Origin of the sequence: Nostoc sp. PCC 9305, from assembly GCF_963920915.1 — a bacterium.
Lineage (GTDB): Bacteria > Cyanobacteriota > Cyanobacteriia > Cyanobacteriales > Nostocaceae > Nostoc.
Genome location: NZ_CAWUDN010000074.1, coordinates 22,527 through 39,000, shown reverse-complemented (window position 1 = coordinate 39,000; position 16,474 = coordinate 22,527). Strand labels below are relative to the sequence as shown.

Below are 16,474 nucleotides of genomic sequence, written 5' to 3'. Positions count from 1 at the left end.
AGGATTGTGCATGAATTTTTAACCCCTGAAAAGTTACAAAATCAACACTCTAGGCAGAGTCTCTAGAAGCAGCATTTCCAGCCTCAGACTGGAAACGAGATTTGAAAAGGTTTTGGTCTATTGCTGTGCCCCTACGACAGATGTGCTTCAAATACTAAACAATCGACCGAATAACACCACCATCTACCCGCAAAGCTGCACCATTAGTTGCCGATGCTACGGGACTAGAAAGGTAAACTACGATCGCTGCTACTTCTTCATTAGTTGCAAAGCGTTTGATTAAGGAACTTGGACGCACATTTTCAAAAAACTCCGCCTCAACTCGATCGGGACTAATACCACGTTCCTGTGCCAGGTTGGTGATAAACTCTTCTACTCCTTCGGAACGAGTTGGCCCTGGTAGGACGGAGTTTACCGTGACTCCAGTCCCCACAGTCATTTCTGCTAGACCCCTGGCAATGGCAAGTTGTGCCGTCTTAGTTGTGCCGTAGTGAATCATTTCCACTGGGATCTGAATAGCAGATTCGCTGGAGATAAAAATTATCCGCCCCCAGTTTTGCTCTAGCTGCTTTTGCAGATATTGCCGACTCAAACGGATTCCACTGAGGACATTAACCTCAAATATCTTTAACCAGTCTTCATCAGTAATATCAAAGAAGGTTTTTGGCTCATAAATACCCACATTGTTTATGAGTATATCAACGTGAGGAACCTCTTGAATGAGTTTCTCTACCCCTGATGCAGTAGCTGCGTCAGCAACAACACCAGAAACTTTTGCGTCGGGTGTAGAATGCTTAATTTTAGCGATCGCTTGAGCTACTCTTTCTTCAGAACGACCGTTGACAATTACTGATGCACCCTCTTGAGCTAGCCCAAGAGCGACGGCCAAACCAATACCTGCGGTTGAGCCACTCACCAGGGCGGATTTACCATGCAATTTCAAGTCCATTTCGCTCTTTCCCCATTAGTTGAAACAGAATTCAGAATTCAGAATTCAGAAGTCAGGAGTCTTATCTATTTAGACTCCTGGCTCCCTCTAAAGAAGACTGCAAACTAAATGCATCTCACAATAGTACCTAGATTAAAGATGCTGTGCTAAGGTCTTATTCAAGGTAGTTTTTGGAACCGCCCCTACGACAGTATCGACCTGGCGACCTCCTTTAAAAACCATCAACGTCGGAATGCTGCGAATTCCATAGTGGCTAGCGACAGTAGGATTTTGATCTGTGTTCAACTTCACAAATTTCACCTGTCCTTCGTATTCAGCAGCAACTTCATCGACGACTGGGCCCACCATCCGGCAAGGGCCGCACCACGGTGCCCAAAAGTCCACTAATACCGGAATTTCACTTTCCAAGACTTCTTGCTTGAATGTGGCTTCTGTGACGTTTGTAATGGATGACATAAATTGCCTTCCTAATTAATTCTATAATTCGATAATATCGAATAATAAAAATATATGCCACCTGATGAGATAATGCAACTATGAGATTCCTTTATCATCCAGATAGAAAAAATATTTCTTTACCGGGCGTGTTGTATGCATTGGGCGATCCGGTGCGGCTAGAGATTGTGCGGCTGTTGGCGACTGAGGGGGAACAATGCTGTGCGAAGTTTGATTTTGCGATCGCTAAGTCTACGATGTCCAACCACTTCAAGATTTTGCGGGAGTCGGGGATAGTCTTGACACGCAAAGAAGGGACACACCATATTAACATCCTGCGGCGTGAAGATTTAGAGGTGCTGTTTCCAGGGTTGTTGGATGTGGTATTGAAAGCTGCTCAACCATTACCTGTTGAACCCGTCAGTAGTAAACAAACAGCCTCAAGGATTTAGGGGCATTAGGCATAACCTGTTTAAGAATCTGCTCGTTTTTCAATTTGTGTTTCTAAATCAGCAAAGATATCATGTTGTTCTCGAAAAGTCCTTGGAGTGTGAGATAAACCTAAATCTGTAGAGAGTAAATCAATACCGTCGATAATTTTGGGTATCTGAGATCGATCGACTTGCAGACTGAGAAAGCATTTTTCCCTGTAATCCGGTCTTTCTTGAAATAGTGCGATCGCTCTTTTCAAAGGGCGCATAACCTGATAAGCTTTCTCAGCCTTCTCAATTGATACTTGAGGTATTGGCGATCGCAGCCTGAGAATTGCTAAGTCAATTAAATCTCTTGCCTCAACGCTGTCATCGGCGTAACGGTCAGAATTTGACAGCAGCTTAGAGGTAAAACAGTCATTAAGGCTTAAGCAAGGGACGAGTGACCACTTTACATATCTTGGCGGGTCTAGTTGAAAACGAGTTTCGGCAATAATTTCCGTTTTAATCGGCACATCGTCTACAAAAACGAGCATCCGAATTCCATATTGGTCAGTTGTGCTACGTCCAACTTGGATTTTACTTAAATCCCGAAATAATGCTTCATGCCCACCCTCAAATACCACTTCCCGTAGGTATTTGTAGCCTTCTGTACCAACAGAAGCGATAAAATCAACGTCCTTACTCCAACGATATTCTTCAAACTCAAATGCAAGAAGGGTTCCGCCACCGAAGTAAGCAGAACCCTTTCTAAGTATGTCCGAATCTAAGGATTCAAGAACTGTGAGAATTTGATTATGGTGTTCTAACCTGAAGGTCATAAACAAACTTGCAACCAGGATTTATAGCGTCTGGCAAGTTCCTGAAGAAAATTGAGTTCTTCACCTTCAAGATTGTTAAATAAATTGTGATACTGCCAGCCACGCTCATAGCGACTCAGCATTTGTTCTGAAGTAAACCGATACACATCGGCAGTCTGCCAACAAATAGACTCCAGAAAAGGCAGCTTTTTGGGGACAGTAACAGGATTAATTGTTGGTGTTGCGGTTGTCATAGTTCTTTTAATCAACCACTTTAGGCTTACTTTAATTTTAGATTAGCACTACCGAATTTTGTAATTTCAATTTTATTCTAACTATAAATTATCTGGATTGGGATAAACTCTTCCTTTCCAAGCGCCGCCGCGTCCTTGCCAGTGACGTAGTGCTGAGTCTAGAGTCATTAAGGTATAGAGAAAAGCGATCGCAGGTAAACTAAAAGCGAACCAGACAGAACATTTATAAAAGTGGATCGTCGGGTAGTAAGCGAAAGTCATTAACAGCCATCCTAATAAACCTGTAAGTGCGATCGCCCAATTACCCCAAACTGCACCCAGAATTACACACACAGGTGGAGCTAAATAAATCAGAGGCATTCCCACCAAAGTTCCCAATAGTAGTAATGGCGAATAATTCAGTTGGGTATAGGCAGTACGAGCAACCATATCCCAAATCGTTGCCAGCGAGTCATAAGGGCGCAAACTGCGAGTCAAGCTACTCAATCCTAGCCAGATACGCCCTTGACTGGGGATTGGGGATTGGGAAAACTCTTTCCTAGTCCCCAGTCCCCAGTTCCCAGTCCCTCTCTTAACAGCCTGAGCTAGGGCGCAATCGTCAATTAGAGCTTGGCGAATGACTTGAATACCCCCGATTCGCTCTAAAGCTTTACGGGCGATCAGAATAGATCCTCCAGCGGCTCCTGCTATGGGATTGTTGGGATTATTCACCCAGCGAAAAGGATAGAGTTTTTGGAAGAAAAAAACGAAAGCTGGAATCAAAAGTTTTTCCCAAAAGCTTTCACACCTGAGTCGCACCATTACCGAAACCAAGTCTAAATCTTCCTGCACAGCCTTCGCAACCAGTCGGCGAAGATTACCAGGATCGTGTTCGATATCTGCGTCAGTTAGCAAAAAATAATCTGGTGCAAATAAACTCGCGCTCTTTATGCCTTGCTCAACTGCCCAAAGTTTGCCCGACCAACCGGGAGGCAGTGAAACGCCAGAGATAATATGTAATTGCTGGGGTTTACCGACAGCGTGTGCAACCCCTTCGGCAAAATTTGCTGTCCGATCTGTGCTGCGATCGTCTACCAAAAACACGTTGAAAGAACCAGGATAATCTTGAAGTAGGAGCGATCGCAAACTAGTTGGTATTAACTCAGCTTCGTTACGTGCTGGAACTACAGCACAAACTACAGGTAAAGATTCTAGCTGAGTTTCTGTAACCTCTAATTGCTGGTCTGTCCGCCAAAACTGTCCCCAAAAACACAGTAATCCTAACCAAATTGTCAAGGATAACAGCATCAATCCTAATACAATTACACCCATGACCGTCGCTTCGCTCCAATTCAAAATTCAAAATTCAAAAAAAAAAGAATGACCTATTGCAAATTTTCAGTGACTCAGACACAATACTATGTCTACTGATAGAGGAAAAAAATTTTTACTGGATTGCGGTGTTCATAACTAGTGTTGGGTGTTGAGGTTAAATAGTTTTTGATGCAAACACAAGACAGGGTAAAAGTCAATAAAGTCGCAGAAGCGATCGCAGCTAGCCAAGAATATCTGCTTTCAATTCAAAATCCGGCAGGTTACTGGTGGGCAGAGTTAGAATCTAATGTCACCATCACTGCTGAAGTCGTCCTTTTACATAAAATTTGGGGAACAGACCAAACCAGACCTTTACACAAAGTTGAAGCATATTTGCGTCAAGAGCAACGGCAGCATGGCGGCTGGGAACTTTTCTACGGTGATGGCGGAGAAATTAGCACCTCGGTTGAAGCCTACATGGCGCTGAGACTATTGGGTGTGCCAGCAACCGATCCGGCAATGATTAGAGCGAAAGCTTTTATTCTTCAACGGGGTGGTATTACTAAAACTCGGATTTTTACCAAGTTACACCTAGCTTTGATTGGCTGCTACAACTGGCGCGGTATTCCCTCGCTACCACCTTGGATAATGCTTTTACCAAAAGCTTTCCCTGTCAATATCTACGAGATGTCTAGTTGGGCGCGTTCCAGCACAGTACCCTTGTTGATTGTATGCGATCGCAAACCTGTTTATCTCACCGACTCAGCTATCAACTTAGATGAACTATACGCTGAAGGTATCGATCGAGTCCAGTGGGAATTACCCCAAAGTGGCGATTGGACAGATTTATTCCTCACCCTCGATCAAGGATTCAAGTTGGCAGAAAGCCTTAATTTAGTACCCTTTCGTCAAGAAGGCATCAAAGCCGCCGAAAAATGGATTTTAGAGCGCCAAGAAGCTACAGGCGATTGGGGCGGCATTATTCCGGCGATGCTGAATTCAATGCTAGCTTTGCGGTGTCTGGATTATGACCGAAACGATCCCATTGTGGAACGAGGTTTGCAAGCAATTGATAACTTTGCCATTGAAACAGAAGATAGCTACCGGGTACAGCCTTGTGTTTCACCGGTTTGGGATACTGCTTGGGCAATGCGTGCTTTAGTAGAATCTGGCTTTGCACCCGATCATCCAGCTGTCGTCAAGGCTGGAGAATGGTTATTACAAAAACAAATTTTAGATTACGGAGATTGGGCTGTAAAAAATCGCCAAGGAAAACCAGGGGCTTGGGCGTTTGAGTTTGACAATCGCTTTTATCCCGATGTAGACGACTCGGCGGTGGTGGTGATGGCTCTACATTTAGCGAAACTCCCCAATGAAAAAATCAAGCAGGCTGCGATCGCTCGTACCTTAAACTGGATTGCATCTATGCAATGTAAACCAGGTGGGTGGGCTGCTTTTGATTTGGATAACGATCGAGATTGGCTTAACTCAATTCCCTATGGCGATTTGAAAGCGATGATCGATCCAAACACCGCAGATGTTACGGCTAGAGTACTAGAAATGCTGGGTGCTTGTGATTTGTCAATTGATAGTGATAATTTGGAGCGATCGCTTACTTATCTTTTGCACGAACAAGAAACCGAAGGGTGTTGGTTTGGTCGTTGGGGTGTAAATTATATCTACGGCACTAGTGGCGTTTTATCAGCTTTGGCGTTAATCGATCCTCAAAAGTATAAACTCAATATAGAACGAGGAGCAGCTTGGTTAGTTGGATGCCAAAATCCAGATGGTGGTTGGGGTGAGACTTGCCGCAGCTACAACGATCCCAGTCTCAAAGGCAAAGGAAATAGTACTGCATCTCAAACTGCTTGGGCAATAATAGGGTTAATAGCAGCAGGTGAAGCAACAGGTAAATTAGCTCTTGATGCGATTGAGCGGGGAATTGGCTATCTGGTGGCAACTCAAAAGGCAGATGGTACTTGGTTTGAGGCAGACTTTACGGGTACTGGCTTCCCTTGCCATTTTTATCTCAAGTATCATATGTATCAACAATACTTTCCTTTAATCGCACTAGGTCGCTATCAAACAGCGATTAAAGAAGGTTAATATTCGTTTTCAGTAAGGTAGCACATCTATGCTACCTTATTAGGACTTACGCAAAAACCCTCTCAAACTCTCATTCCTCCGTGAACTCTGCGCCCTCTGTGGTTCGTTTTCCGTTACCCGTGCGTAAGTCCTACTTGTTTTGTATTCCATTTATACGAAAATAGCTATTACATAAGCGATCGCATCAACTATATATACTCAAGTAAAGAAAGTTTATTCTCTTAATATCTAACGTCCAAAATCAACGTATTTCTATTCTCTAGCAATGACAATATCGTTAGATTTAATAACTGCATAAGCTTCTTTTCCCTCAGATAATTCCAACTCTTCTGCGGAAGCTCTGGTGATAATTGAAGTTAATTCTACTTTATGAATAATCTCCAAAGTAACCTCACTATTAACTGCTCCATAAACAACTCGTTTAACCACACCTTTAAGAATATTGCGAGAGCTAACTTTTAGTGATTTCTTTTGAATACTACTTTCTATGTCAGGCTTTTGAGTGTAATAGATATCTTCCTGTTTTTCTTGCTGAGTTGCTGATGATATTGGTGTTGAAGACTGCTGAGTGAGACTACGCACAAGTTCCCGCAGAATCTCAGTCTTAGTGCGTTGAGACTGTTCGCAGAACTCCTCTAGAATCTTCCGCTCGTCCTCTGAGGTTTGAAATGTAACCCATCCTTGTTCTTTTCTTGGCATAATAATATTATTATCAATTTTGGTTATCTTGGTAAAATTCTACCAAGCATCAATTCGATACGTCGTTTTAGTAATAACATTTTTTTTGTCGGTATTTTCGGCATTTTTATCGCAAACTAATCAACTATTCTCATATAGTTAACTACATATATATTTATTTTTTTCTAGATGCGAAATATTTTGTTACTTGAAATTGTCTAAATCATCACTAAAATGATACCAACTAAGATGGTATAACATTGGTCTATGGTATTTGTTGGGGTAGCTACGCTTACGCAAGGATAATCTAGCAGAAAATTCCACTGGCGTAGGCGTAGCCCGTCGCAGACATCGCGTGAGTGCCTTAGGATTATTTAACGTGAGTTTACAGCCGGGGGATGAAACACCTAAAATCACGTTCTCAAGACCTGCGGAGTTTATTTGAGAACAATATCACCATTGAATACGTGGCAGAACCCCTGAAAGCTATGCCAGCTGATGCGGAGGCGAAAGAAGTGCTGCATTGGATGCAAGCACAAAATTTTGATGTTATCGGCGTTGAGACGGGAGATATTATTAGTGGTTATGTAGAACGCTCTAGTTTGCTCCCAGGCAAAAAAGGTAAATGTAGCGACTATCAACGGGTGTTTCATCCCAAAGAACTAATTGCCATTTCTACTCCACTGATAAAGTTGCTACCCATTTTGCAACAAACTCCGCGATTGTTTGTCTTAGATTGCAATCAGGTAAGTGGTATTGTTACCTGTGGTGATTTGCAGAAAGCACCCGTGCGAATGCTACTGTTTGGCTTAGTAACGCTGCTAGAAATGAATTTGCTGCGGCTGGTGCGGATTTACTATCCTCAAGATTCTTGGCAAAAAGTCCTTAAACCTGAGCGCTTAGAAGTTGCTCAACGATTATGGCGAGAGAGTCAGGAAAGAAACGAAGCCACGGATTTGTTAGATTATCTGCAATTCTGTGATAAGCGAGAGTTGATTTTAAATCAACCAGAACTTCTCCAGCAATTAGGACTAAAATCAAAACGGTTTGGCGAACGTTTCCTCAAGTCTGCTGAACAGTTGCGAAACCGATTAGCTCACGCCCAAAGTTTAGTTAGTGGTTCCTCTTGGACAGAATTGATTTCTCTAGCAGAAGCGATGGAAAAGCTGTTAATTCATTGTGAGGAAGTTGAGTAAAGATAAATCATCACAAAGACGCGATTTATCGCGTCTTGCCTTAACGTAATTTTGAATAAAGTCGATCTTAGAGGATGTTTGAAAAGTTCTGTTGTCGATATCAAAAGTTTTAGCTCCCTCTAAATCCCTGTTTTAAAGGGGATCTTTGATTCCAGTTAGCCCCTTTTTAAGGTGGGTTAGTGGGGATCTAAAAGTACCTAACATCACAAAAAAACTTTTCAAACAACCTCTTAAATCTTCTAATTGAGTCAGAGACAATACTTCAATCTGCGATGTCTACGATGGACTTCTCTACTAGACACACTTGCATTTGCCTACATAATTTTAGAGCAGCTATTGCAAGCTCATTTCTGAGTGAACTTATAACTGTTTTTCTGTCAACTTGTAGATTAGCAAGCACCGCTCTTATTTGACACAACTTTTAAAGTTTTCAAGATGAGACTCATATCATAAACGATAGACCACTTACGTTGGTAGTCTAAGTCCATGTGAACAATATCTTCAAAGTCTTTAATACTGGAGCGACCATGAGCCTGCCATTCACCAGTCATACCCGGTTTGACATTCAACCTTTCCCAGTGGTGCTTTGAGTAGTGTATCACTTCATTAGGAGTAGGAGGGCGGGTACCGACTAGACTCATTTCCCCCAGCAGCACGTTCCAAAACTGAGGAAGTTCATCTAAGCTAGTGCGGCGGAGAAACTTTCCTACACAGGTAATGCGGGGGTCATTCTCATTTTTGAATATCCGATCGCTTTGAGCTTCATTCTTAACTAGATGCTTAAGTTGGTCAGCTCCGACTGACATCGAACGGAATTTCCAAATTCGGAAGTGACGCCCATTCAAACCACAGCGAATTTGACTGTAAAATATAGAACCTGGGCTATCTAACTTAATAGCGATCGCAATAGGAATTGCTAAGAATATTGTAATCGATAGCCCAATAACAGCACCTAAGATGTCAATCATTCGCTTGGCTTTACTGATTACAGAGGGATGAACTGTAACTTTAACTTTAGGAAGAGTATGGGTATCATCTAGAACTTGCATATCAAAACGACGGGGAGTAAAGGTATTAGACATGGTAATTGCAGTTTCAGTATTAAATTGATGAACTCGATCGTCTGTACATTTACTTGCTTCAGTACTCTGTAAAAGTGAGAATGAGATTTTCTGATAGTTTAAGCAAGTAAATATGTCACCAGTCAATCTGTTCTTTAAGATATTTGCAATGACGGTAGCGATCAATACTTCATGTTTAAGCATTCAACATCGTTACAACGGCGTCATAATTTTCATAAATTTCAAACACTAAATCCATCTGAGTCAGTTCCAAGATCGTGCGAACAGGTGCTTGCAAATTGCAAATTACTGAACAACAGGCACTTGGACGTATAGACGAAACCACCTTAAATAAAGCGGTTAAGCCTGAACTATCTATAAAATCTATTTTGACTAGATGAATCACCTAAAGAGTAGTGTTACAAGCAACTTTTAATCAGTCTTAGTGATGAATTAAAAGTTCAAATCATTTTCAAATCCAGACTTATTTGGTGCAGCTAATGTGATTTGGCTACTTTGTTCTTCACTTTGGCGTCGAGCAAACGCGTAGGTTAGTAGTAAACGTAAAAAGATAAAGTTGCCTAGAAGATAGCGCTGCCAAAGTCGAGTCGGTTCCATTGCCAGTCGCCACAGCCACTCCATACCAACAGAGCGAATTGGATAGGGGGCACGGGCCACACGTTCAGCCATAAAATCGAACAGACCACCCACACCCATACAAGTGATACGAGGCAATTGGCTAGCGTATTGGTTAATCCAAATTTCCTGTAGGGGTACGCCCATCGCCACTAACAGCAGGTGCGGGCGGGCTATCCGAATAGCCTCTAATACTTGCTGCGTTTGCGATTCAGGAAAATAGCCGTCCTGAGTTCCGGCAATTATCAACCCAGAATAGGCTTTCTTGAGGTTAGCTGCCGCTTCTTCAGCGACACCCGGCTTACCACCTAGAAAATAGACTGATAAACCTTTTGCTGCCCCTTCTTTACACAAAGCCGGAACTAAATCAGTGCCATTGAGATTATGCACCAATGGCGTACCCAATAAAGCACTACCCCAACGAACTCCGCTTCCATCTGCCAACAACAAATCACTCTGTTCTAACGCCTTTGCCAGTGCTGGGTTTTTGGCGGCAGTTACCATAGTGTGGGCGTTAGCATAATACACTCGACCACCCTGCCGCTTCAGCAACTGCGTCAGTAATAGTTCAATTGCCTCGTATAAAGGCATACGATCAAAATCAGTATCGAGAAAACTAACTCGGTCTGCCATATAATTTAATGCTCACCATCTGGAGTTGCAAAATAGTAGGATTCAGAGCATTGCCCATATTTTCTGCTCACCGGAAATTTACTGACAGTGTTATACATTTATCGACACAAAAAATTATGGCTGCTGGTAAGTGAGCATTACCTGCAACAAAACTGAAATCTTTGATCTGTCAGGGCTTTAGAGATACTTAACTTTTTAATGTGTAAGTACCAATAAAAGATTTGATCCGAATTGAGAATTTATTCACAAGGTTGAGTAAAAACCTAGTGAAGCCTACGTATACTTTCGTACGCAAATACCGATATAAAATACTATCTGATGGCTACTTAAATTATTTTTTATACAGTATCCTAATCAGGAATAAAATTATCCAGCTAACTATCCGTTTGGCTGTAGCGTACAGATAGTCTAAATTTCATAATAAGGTAATTAGGCACGATAAAACAAACGTATGTTTAATTTTTTCAAACCTATACAATAACCAATTTATAAGCTATTCGATAGAATTTACATTTCTTCACATAGCTTTGTTTTTTAACGCCGAGTGACTGACTACATCACATAAAAAACCAAAAAATCAGAGATTTTGACAACTACGAAAATTAAGATAACAAACAATTGTTGCCACATAGAATTGGTGTTGAACAGATGATATGTTGAGTAAAAATATTTCAAGTAGCGAGTGAGAAGCTTTGTTTATCTCGTCATTTCTATAGTCAGGTAAAAATGGCAGTCTGTGGACTTGTCAGATTGCAATTTAATTGCTTATGCTCTTTATCTGTTAATGACTTGAGCCTGCCTGGGAAAAAATCAATCTTTATTCTTTCTATACTTTCCGCTCTTAACTGATGATTTAGCTCAACTTATTCGCCCAAAGCCTTATTGTTACGTCCATTCAACGCTGACGATCGGCTACGCTGGGCGGTTAAGCGATCGCACTTCCTTGACGATCGCTAAAACCATTTTCTCGTAGGAATTTCCCATTTGCAGATAAGTCTAAAGATATGAAAAGACTATGAAAAGACACCGAATTATGGTTGTTGGTAGCAACGTTATGACCGTGCAGCGCGTCAGCAGTCATTGCCTAAAACAAAATGCAGAAGTTTTTCCATATTATTGTATTCCCACGCCGGAAGAGATCGCTTTGTTTGAACCTCATATATTGGTGCTATGTCTACCTATACCTGAGCAATTCCAGCATCAACTACTTCAGCCTTATATTTTGTGGTCAGAACAACTTGTGAATAACATCTCACCACTGGCTACCACTTTTACAGAATTATCTGACTGTTTACATAAATTCCTATAAGCTTAAATCAACCCTTGGCGTACGGCTAAAGCTGCTGCTTGAACGCGATCGTCAACGCTAAGTTTGTTGAGAACCATACGTACATAAGACTTGACGGTTCCAAGTGAGAGGTAAAGTTGGTTTGCAATCTGTTGGTTTGAGCGCCCCTGTGCAATAAGTTTAAGAATCTCGCGTTCGCGATTACTGAGAATAGGTTGCGCTATTACTTGAGATACAGGAACATCGGGAACGACAGCGGTTGCCCTCAGCATCCGAGCAACTTTTTGAGCGATTAGAGGATCTAAGTAAGCACCACCTTGAAGTATCAATTGAATGACAGCGATGAGCTGTTCCCATTCAATGGTTTTAAGACAGTAACCATCAGCACCAGCTGCAAGCATCCCCATGACCTGGATATCGTCGTCGAAGGCACTTAAGGCTAGAACACAAGTAGTCAAGCAGTTACTTTTTATATGCTGGGTGGCTGTAATCCCATCCATAACTGGTAGATCGATATCCATTAAAACTACATCTGGTTGGAGTTGGCTAGCTAATTCAACAGCCTCTCCACCATCCAATGCCTCTCCAACTATACTAAAACCAGGTTCTAGGCTAAATTGCCCTTTCATCCCTCGGCGGATTAAAGCGTGATCGTCAACTAATAGAACCCGTACAGTTTTATCTTTGTCAATATTAGGTATCATTCTTGCTAAATCTGGTTATATTCTGTTCATCGTTGCAATCAAGTTTATTTATGGCACTTGGGAGAGTAAACCAGAAAGTACTTCCCTCTCCAAGAGAACTTTCAACACCAATGTTTCCTCCGTGAGCCTCAATAATTTGACGACACAAGTACAGACCAAGCCCACTTCTGCCACGATGCCCCCGTCCTTGAATAAAGCGGTGGAATAGCTTTTCCTGAGCTTGCGGTGCAATTCCTGAACCGCGATCGCGCACCGAAACTCGCACTTGCTCTTCTCCATCAGGCGTTATCTCAATCAGAATTTCCCCGTTAGGCTTACTTACCCGCACAGCGTTATCAAGTAAGTTTTGTAAAACCCTTTGAATTTCTAGTTCATCACCATAGACAGTTGGCAGCAATTGAGAAGTTTTACAAACGAAGGCTAACTCAGATGTAGATGTTGCTTTTATCTGACTAATTACTTTAATTAAAATCTTTTCCCAATTCAGGCGATCGCACATTAAACAAGCGCTGCGGGCTTCATAACGGGAGATATCTAAGAGCAGTTCCACAAGCTTAAGCAGATCCTCATTAGCTTCATGGTACTCTTGAAAAACTTCCTTCCAAGTATCATTTACTGAACCAAAAGCTCCTTTGAGCATACAATCTAAGGTGTTACGAGTGGCAAGTAAAGGAATACGGAGGTCGTGGGAAAGTGCAGATATCATGTCTTCAAGCTGTTGGTTACGCACCTCAATACTTTGTTGACGGTGACGAGTCTTATCAGCGATCGCATTAAGAACTCCAGCTAGTTGCCCAATCTCATCTAGAGAAGAATGGGAGAGTTGCACTTCCATTTGTCCCGCTTGCCAAAGTTTACAAACTTGTGTCAATTTGTTTAATGGAAGTTTGACTCGCCAATGCAACAACTGGAGATTTAAAATTGCTCCTAACAAAATGATTAATGTGCTGAAAATATTGATCGCAGTGTTAATATTATTCAAATACTGTACGCGATTTTTGCGAACCCTCAAAAGCATCTCTTCGTGCTGAATGAGTTTCCTAATCTCGTTGTGCAAGGAATCAAATAAAGTGCTTTTTGTCAGAGCAGAGTTGCTCCCAGAACCAGAAAGCCTTTTTTGCTTCAACTCCCATTGCCACTGGTTATAGATATATCTAATTTTATTGAGTTGTTTTATTTGATCGGGGTTGTCTTGTACGAGATTGTACAGATGGTTGAAGCTGTTGTGGAAGCTGGGCCTCTTCTGACGATAATCTATAGGATTAGTTTGTCCCTGAGTGGAATTTTCTAGAAAACCTTTTTCTTGATTATCTATCACAGCATTGACTAGACGTTCTCCTTCTCGCCCTACGATTAAAGCATGAGTTACGCCCTCACATACTTCATGATTTAGGTGTGCTATCAAGAGGTTGAAGACTTGCTGTCCGCATAAACAGAACACTAGCAGTAAAATACTAGTATGCAGAGGGTTTAAAAAATTACCTTTCCTAGATGAATGAATTAAGAAAGGTATCAAGTTAATAGCTATCACTACCTAATATCTCTACCACCTTAATTAAAGTTACCTAGAATACTACTTAAAACCCGTATATTACAGCACTACAAAAGTTTTGCTGATGTTAAGCCGTCGTTCCATAAGCGTTAACTATACATATACTACATATCAATATACCTCGTATTAACAACCTAATTGTATTAAATAACGTTGCAAAAATCATACTACTATGTTTTTTACAAAAATTAACATAGAGTACAAAAATTAATAATCTTTTAGCTTTGTGGTTTTCTTCCAACTGATGTCAGTTGTAAAAACAATAGTAATTTTTTTTACGGACTACCTCGATATATTCCTCTACCGTTAGTGCCAATAAAGACTAGTCCGAATTTCTGCCAGCTAGCCTCCATTACATTAGGCTCATTGCCCATAGGTTGGTGTAAAAAAGTGATATTTATCCATGTTTTTCCTTTGTCTAGAGAGCGAAATACTCCTTCGCCCATACCAGCAATTTCCCCATACAAATACAGTGCAGGAATTTTGCTTCCCTGCCGTGCCTTACCAAGAGCGAATAAATGAGCTTTCTTCACTTTCGGAATCTGGGCAAAGTTCGCACCGCCATTTGTTGAGCGATAAAGTCCGTGAGAATTAAGACTGAGCCAGACTTCGCCATTAACCCCCGGAACTGTTTTGAGCATAGACCAACTTTCTGAAGGCAATGATGAGTTTACAATCCTAAAGGATGCGCCTGCATTCTGACTACGGTATAAATTGCCACCACTGTAATAGTAAAAAGTGTTGCCATCTAATTTGTCAGCTACTAATGGTTGACCCCAGTACCACGGGCCTTTGGGGCCTTTGGGTAATCCTGATACTTTGCTCCAAGAAAATCCGCCATCGGTTGTGCGAATAGGCTGTCCTCGATGAACAATTGCGACAAATAGATTTGGATTTGTAGCTGACATGGCTACACGCAATGGGATTGTGTTCTTCGGAAACGAGGAAAATTTTTTCCATGTCAGTCCCCCATCCTCCGAAGTTGCTCCCGTATATGCATTGTTCCATCGATTACCACCAACACGTACCATTCGTGAAGGATTGCTTTCGCTATAAGCAAGGCCATAGGTATCCTGGAACCGAGGACTATTTTTGCCGCCCAATTGCGTAGATGGGTAGACATCTAGCCCCTTGTTGTGGTCAAACCCATCCGTATCAGCAACACCGCTCAACAATTTAGAGCCACTTCGAGGCGAGGCTAGGGCGAAGCTAACTATCTGCTCATGTCCTTTTTCATAGTTCGACCAAACAGATGACTCTGCGTTGATGTTGTCTGTCCGCCATGTTCCATACCAGTCTGTTAACCATAACCGTCCAGGAGTTTTTGGGTCAAACTCAATAGCTGAGGTTGCAGAGGCAAAATACCACTCAGGCCACCAGGGCACTTGAGGTTTCAAGGTATGCTGTTTCTGTTGCCATGTAGCTCCACCATCAGTAGATCGAAATATTACACGATCGTTTGTTGTGGAAACATACTGGTCATAAACAATTAAAAGGTGATTGGGATTGTTTGGATCTACAGAAATGGCATTAAATGTAGTTTTCGCATTACTTGGTGTGATATTGCTCCAAATACTGTTTGCATATTTGCTAACACCTGACGTATGCGTTACATACAGAACTCTGCCCTTTGCGAGAGCCATTCGATTCACTTGTGATGGGCTTCCTGGTATTTTGCTCCAGGTAACACCCGCATCAGTGGATTTATATATGCCATCTCCATAGGCATTGGCATAGACTAGTCCAAACACATTTTTGTTAAATACAATACCTGCAATTCCAATCTTTGCTTCCGACTTTTCGGGAAAGGAGCTAACCTTGCCCCATGTTGTGCCACCATCTGAAGACTTCCATAGCCCATTCAATCGCGAGCCAAATAAAATAACATTGGAATTAAAGGGATTCACGGCTAGCCTCTCTCCTAGCCAACGTTTAGTTTCATTGCCGCCCATTGGCAAGTCTATTTTCAGCTTATTCCAGGTTTTACCGCGATCGCTCGATTTAAAAATTGTTCCTAATCCACCCCAACCAGTAGTATATTTCCCTGCTGCGATGTAGACAATATCTGGATTATTTGGGTCAAGTGCTAAGGCTTCTCCCCCGTAGTAATTGCTGTGTTGCAAGCTAAATATATCTGTTAGCGGAATCCATTTGTAGTCTTTTGAATTCCAACGATAAAAGCCACCCATATCAGTTCTGATGTAGGCTAAATTTCGCTCTCGTGGATGCAAATAAATGCCTGTAACATAACCACCTCCTCCGATAGATACATTAGTCCAGTGATAGCCTGATGTAGTACTCCAACTAGATTTAATGGGTGTAAATTTTACGACAATAGCTAGCGTAAGTATAGCAATACAAATTGTTTGCGCTAGCAACTTCCAAAAACGGCGATCGCTCATTGCTATTTTCATAAGATTTGCAAATAAAGTAAATCAGGTACAGCTAGGTGGATATC

At 41.7% G+C, this 16,474-nt stretch carries 16 protein-coding genes; 4 read left to right on the top strand and 12 right to left on the bottom strand.

The window, feature by feature from the left end:
- Nucleotides 1-154: 154 nt before the first annotated feature.
- On the bottom strand, nucleotides 155-949 hold the full coding sequence (locus tag ACM0OX_RS24205; RefSeq protein ID WP_414517506.1) for an SDR family NAD(P)-dependent oxidoreductase: 795 nt from the start codon (nucleotides 947-949) through the stop codon (nucleotides 155-157).
- A gap of 132 nt (nucleotides 950-1,081) precedes the next feature.
- Nucleotides 1,082-1,405, bottom strand: a complete 324-nt coding sequence (trxA, locus tag ACM0OX_RS24200; protein ID WP_012412473.1) for a thioredoxin — start codon at nucleotides 1,403-1,405, stop codon at nucleotides 1,082-1,084.
- Nucleotides 1,406-1,485: 80 nt separating this feature from the next.
- Between trxA and ACM0OX_RS24195 the strand changes: the two genes are divergently transcribed.
- Complete coding sequence (locus ACM0OX_RS24195; RefSeq protein ID WP_414517505.1) at nucleotides 1,486-1,836, top strand: ArsR/SmtB family transcription factor; 351 nt, start codon at nucleotides 1,486-1,488, stop codon at nucleotides 1,834-1,836.
- Between the two features lie 20 nt (nucleotides 1,837-1,856).
- On the opposite strand, the gene ACM0OX_RS24190 is transcribed toward ACM0OX_RS24195, so the two are convergent.
- The 3 genes from ACM0OX_RS24190 to ACM0OX_RS24180 form a co-directional block, all read right to left on the bottom strand.
- A complete protein-coding gene (locus tag ACM0OX_RS24190; protein WP_414517504.1) occupies nucleotides 1,857-2,636 on the bottom strand; it encodes a nucleotidyl transferase AbiEii/AbiGii toxin family protein in 780 nt (259 codons plus the stop codon).
- Entirely contained in the window at nucleotides 2,633-2,869 is a 237-nt protein-coding gene (locus ACM0OX_RS24185; protein ID WP_292731248.1) for a hypothetical protein, read from the bottom strand. Before ACM0OX_RS24185 ends, ACM0OX_RS24190 begins: the two co-directional genes overlap by 4 nt.
- A gap of 81 nt (nucleotides 2,870-2,950) precedes the next feature.
- A complete protein-coding gene (locus ACM0OX_RS24180) occupies nucleotides 2,951-4,180 on the bottom strand; it encodes a glycosyltransferase (protein ID WP_414517510.1) in 1,230 nt (409 codons plus the stop codon).
- A gap of 171 nt (nucleotides 4,181-4,351) precedes the next feature.
- Here ACM0OX_RS24180 and shc point away from each other — a divergent pair, with 171 nt between their 5' ends.
- Complete coding sequence (gene shc / locus ACM0OX_RS24175; RefSeq protein ID WP_414517503.1) at nucleotides 4,352-6,268, top strand: squalene--hopene cyclase; 1,917 nt, start codon at nucleotides 4,352-4,354, stop codon at nucleotides 6,266-6,268.
- Between the two features lie 252 nt (nucleotides 6,269-6,520).
- Here the strand turns inward: shc and ACM0OX_RS24170 are convergent, their stop codons facing one another.
- Nucleotides 6,521-6,967, bottom strand: a complete 447-nt coding sequence (locus tag ACM0OX_RS24170; RefSeq protein WP_414517502.1) for a TOBE domain-containing protein — start codon at nucleotides 6,965-6,967, stop codon at nucleotides 6,521-6,523.
- Nucleotides 6,968-7,344: 377 nt separating this feature from the next.
- Here ACM0OX_RS24170 and ACM0OX_RS24165 point away from each other — a divergent pair, with 377 nt between their 5' ends.
- Complete coding sequence (locus tag ACM0OX_RS24165) at nucleotides 7,345-8,142, top strand: hypothetical protein (protein ID WP_414517501.1); 798 nt, start codon at nucleotides 7,345-7,347, stop codon at nucleotides 8,140-8,142.
- A gap of 389 nt (nucleotides 8,143-8,531) precedes the next feature.
- On the opposite strand, the gene ACM0OX_RS24160 is transcribed toward ACM0OX_RS24165, so the two are convergent.
- The 3 genes from ACM0OX_RS24160 to ACM0OX_RS24150 form a co-directional block, all read right to left on the bottom strand.
- Entirely contained in the window at nucleotides 8,532-9,191 is a 660-nt protein-coding gene (locus tag ACM0OX_RS24160) for a sugar transferase (RefSeq protein WP_414517509.1), read from the bottom strand.
- 208 nt (nucleotides 9,192-9,399) lie between these two features.
- The gene (locus ACM0OX_RS24155; RefSeq protein WP_414517500.1) at nucleotides 9,400-9,609 is read right to left on the bottom strand and encodes an STAS domain-containing protein; all 210 of its coding nucleotides are present in this window, start codon (nucleotides 9,607-9,609) and stop codon (nucleotides 9,400-9,402) included.
- A gap of 47 nt (nucleotides 9,610-9,656) precedes the next feature.
- A complete protein-coding gene (locus tag ACM0OX_RS24150; protein WP_414517499.1) occupies nucleotides 9,657-10,472 on the bottom strand; it encodes a WecB/TagA/CpsF family glycosyltransferase in 816 nt (271 codons plus the stop codon).
- 1,033 nt (nucleotides 10,473-11,505) lie between these two features.
- Between ACM0OX_RS24150 and ACM0OX_RS24145 the strand changes: the two genes are divergently transcribed.
- Nucleotides 11,506-11,781: a hypothetical protein gene (locus ACM0OX_RS24145; protein ID WP_414517498.1), complete on the top strand. Its 276-nt coding sequence runs from the start codon at nucleotides 11,506-11,508 to the stop codon at nucleotides 11,779-11,781.
- Nucleotides 11,782-11,783: 2 nt separating this feature from the next.
- Here the strand turns inward: ACM0OX_RS24145 and ACM0OX_RS24140 are convergent, their stop codons facing one another.
- From ACM0OX_RS24140 to ACM0OX_RS24130, 3 genes are all read right to left on the bottom strand, one after another.
- The gene (locus ACM0OX_RS24140) at nucleotides 11,784-12,464 is read right to left on the bottom strand and encodes a response regulator (protein WP_414517497.1); all 681 of its coding nucleotides are present in this window, start codon (nucleotides 12,462-12,464) and stop codon (nucleotides 11,784-11,786) included.
- Nucleotides 12,454-13,869, bottom strand: a complete 1,416-nt coding sequence (locus tag ACM0OX_RS24135) for an ATP-binding protein (RefSeq protein WP_414517496.1) — start codon at nucleotides 13,867-13,869, stop codon at nucleotides 12,454-12,456. The genes ACM0OX_RS24140 and ACM0OX_RS24135 overlap by 11 nt, the downstream gene beginning before the upstream one ends.
- A gap of 422 nt (nucleotides 13,870-14,291) precedes the next feature.
- Nucleotides 14,292-16,430: a hypothetical protein gene (locus ACM0OX_RS24130; RefSeq protein ID WP_414517495.1), complete on the bottom strand. Its 2,139-nt coding sequence runs from the start codon at nucleotides 16,428-16,430 to the stop codon at nucleotides 14,292-14,294.
- Between the last annotated feature and the right edge of the window lie 44 nt (nucleotides 16,431-16,474).

Excerpts from the sequence above, each read along its gene's own strand:
- ACM0OX_RS24145 (WP_414517498.1), top strand. The coding sequence starts at position 11,506 with ATGGTTGTTGGTAGCAACGTTATGACCGTGCAGCGCGTCAGCAGTCAT.
- trxA (WP_012412473.1), bottom strand. The coding sequence starts at position 1,405 with ATGTCATCCATTACAAACGTCACAGAAGCCACATTCAAGCAAGAAGTC.
- ACM0OX_RS24165 (WP_414517501.1), top strand. The coding sequence starts at position 7,345 with ATGAAACACCTAAAATCACGTTCTCAAGACCTGCGGAGTTTATTTGAG.
- ACM0OX_RS24185 (WP_292731248.1), bottom strand. The coding sequence starts at position 2,869 with ATGACAACCGCAACACCAACAATTAATCCTGTTACTGTCCCCAAAAAG.
- ACM0OX_RS24170 (WP_414517502.1), bottom strand. The coding sequence starts at position 6,967 with ATGCCAAGAAAAGAACAAGGATGGGTTACATTTCAAACCTCAGAGGAC.
- ACM0OX_RS24150 (WP_414517499.1), bottom strand. The coding sequence starts at position 10,472 with ATGGCAGACCGAGTTAGTTTTCTCGATACTGATTTTGATCGTATGCCT.
- ACM0OX_RS24190 (WP_414517504.1), bottom strand. The coding sequence starts at position 2,636 with ATGACCTTCAGGTTAGAACACCATAATCAAATTCTCACAGTTCTTGAA.
- ACM0OX_RS24180 (WP_414517510.1), bottom strand. The coding sequence starts at position 4,180 with ATGGGTGTAATTGTATTAGGATTGATGCTGTTATCCTTGACAATTTGG.
- ACM0OX_RS24195 (WP_414517505.1), top strand. The coding sequence starts at position 1,486 with ATGAGATTCCTTTATCATCCAGATAGAAAAAATATTTCTTTACCGGGC.
- shc (WP_414517503.1), top strand. The coding sequence starts at position 4,352 with ATGCAAACACAAGACAGGGTAAAAGTCAATAAAGTCGCAGAAGCGATC.
- ACM0OX_RS24205 (WP_414517506.1), bottom strand. The coding sequence starts at position 949 with ATGGACTTGAAATTGCATGGTAAATCCGCCCTGGTGAGTGGCTCAACC.
- ACM0OX_RS24130 (WP_414517495.1), bottom strand. The coding sequence starts at position 16,430 with ATGAAAATAGCAATGAGCGATCGCCGTTTTTGGAAGTTGCTAGCGCAA.
- ACM0OX_RS24160 (WP_414517509.1), bottom strand. The coding sequence starts at position 9,191 with ATGCAAGTTCTAGATGATACCCATACTCTTCCTAAAGTTAAAGTTACA.
- ACM0OX_RS24140 (WP_414517497.1), bottom strand. The coding sequence starts at position 12,464 with ATGATACCTAATATTGACAAAGATAAAACTGTACGGGTTCTATTAGTT.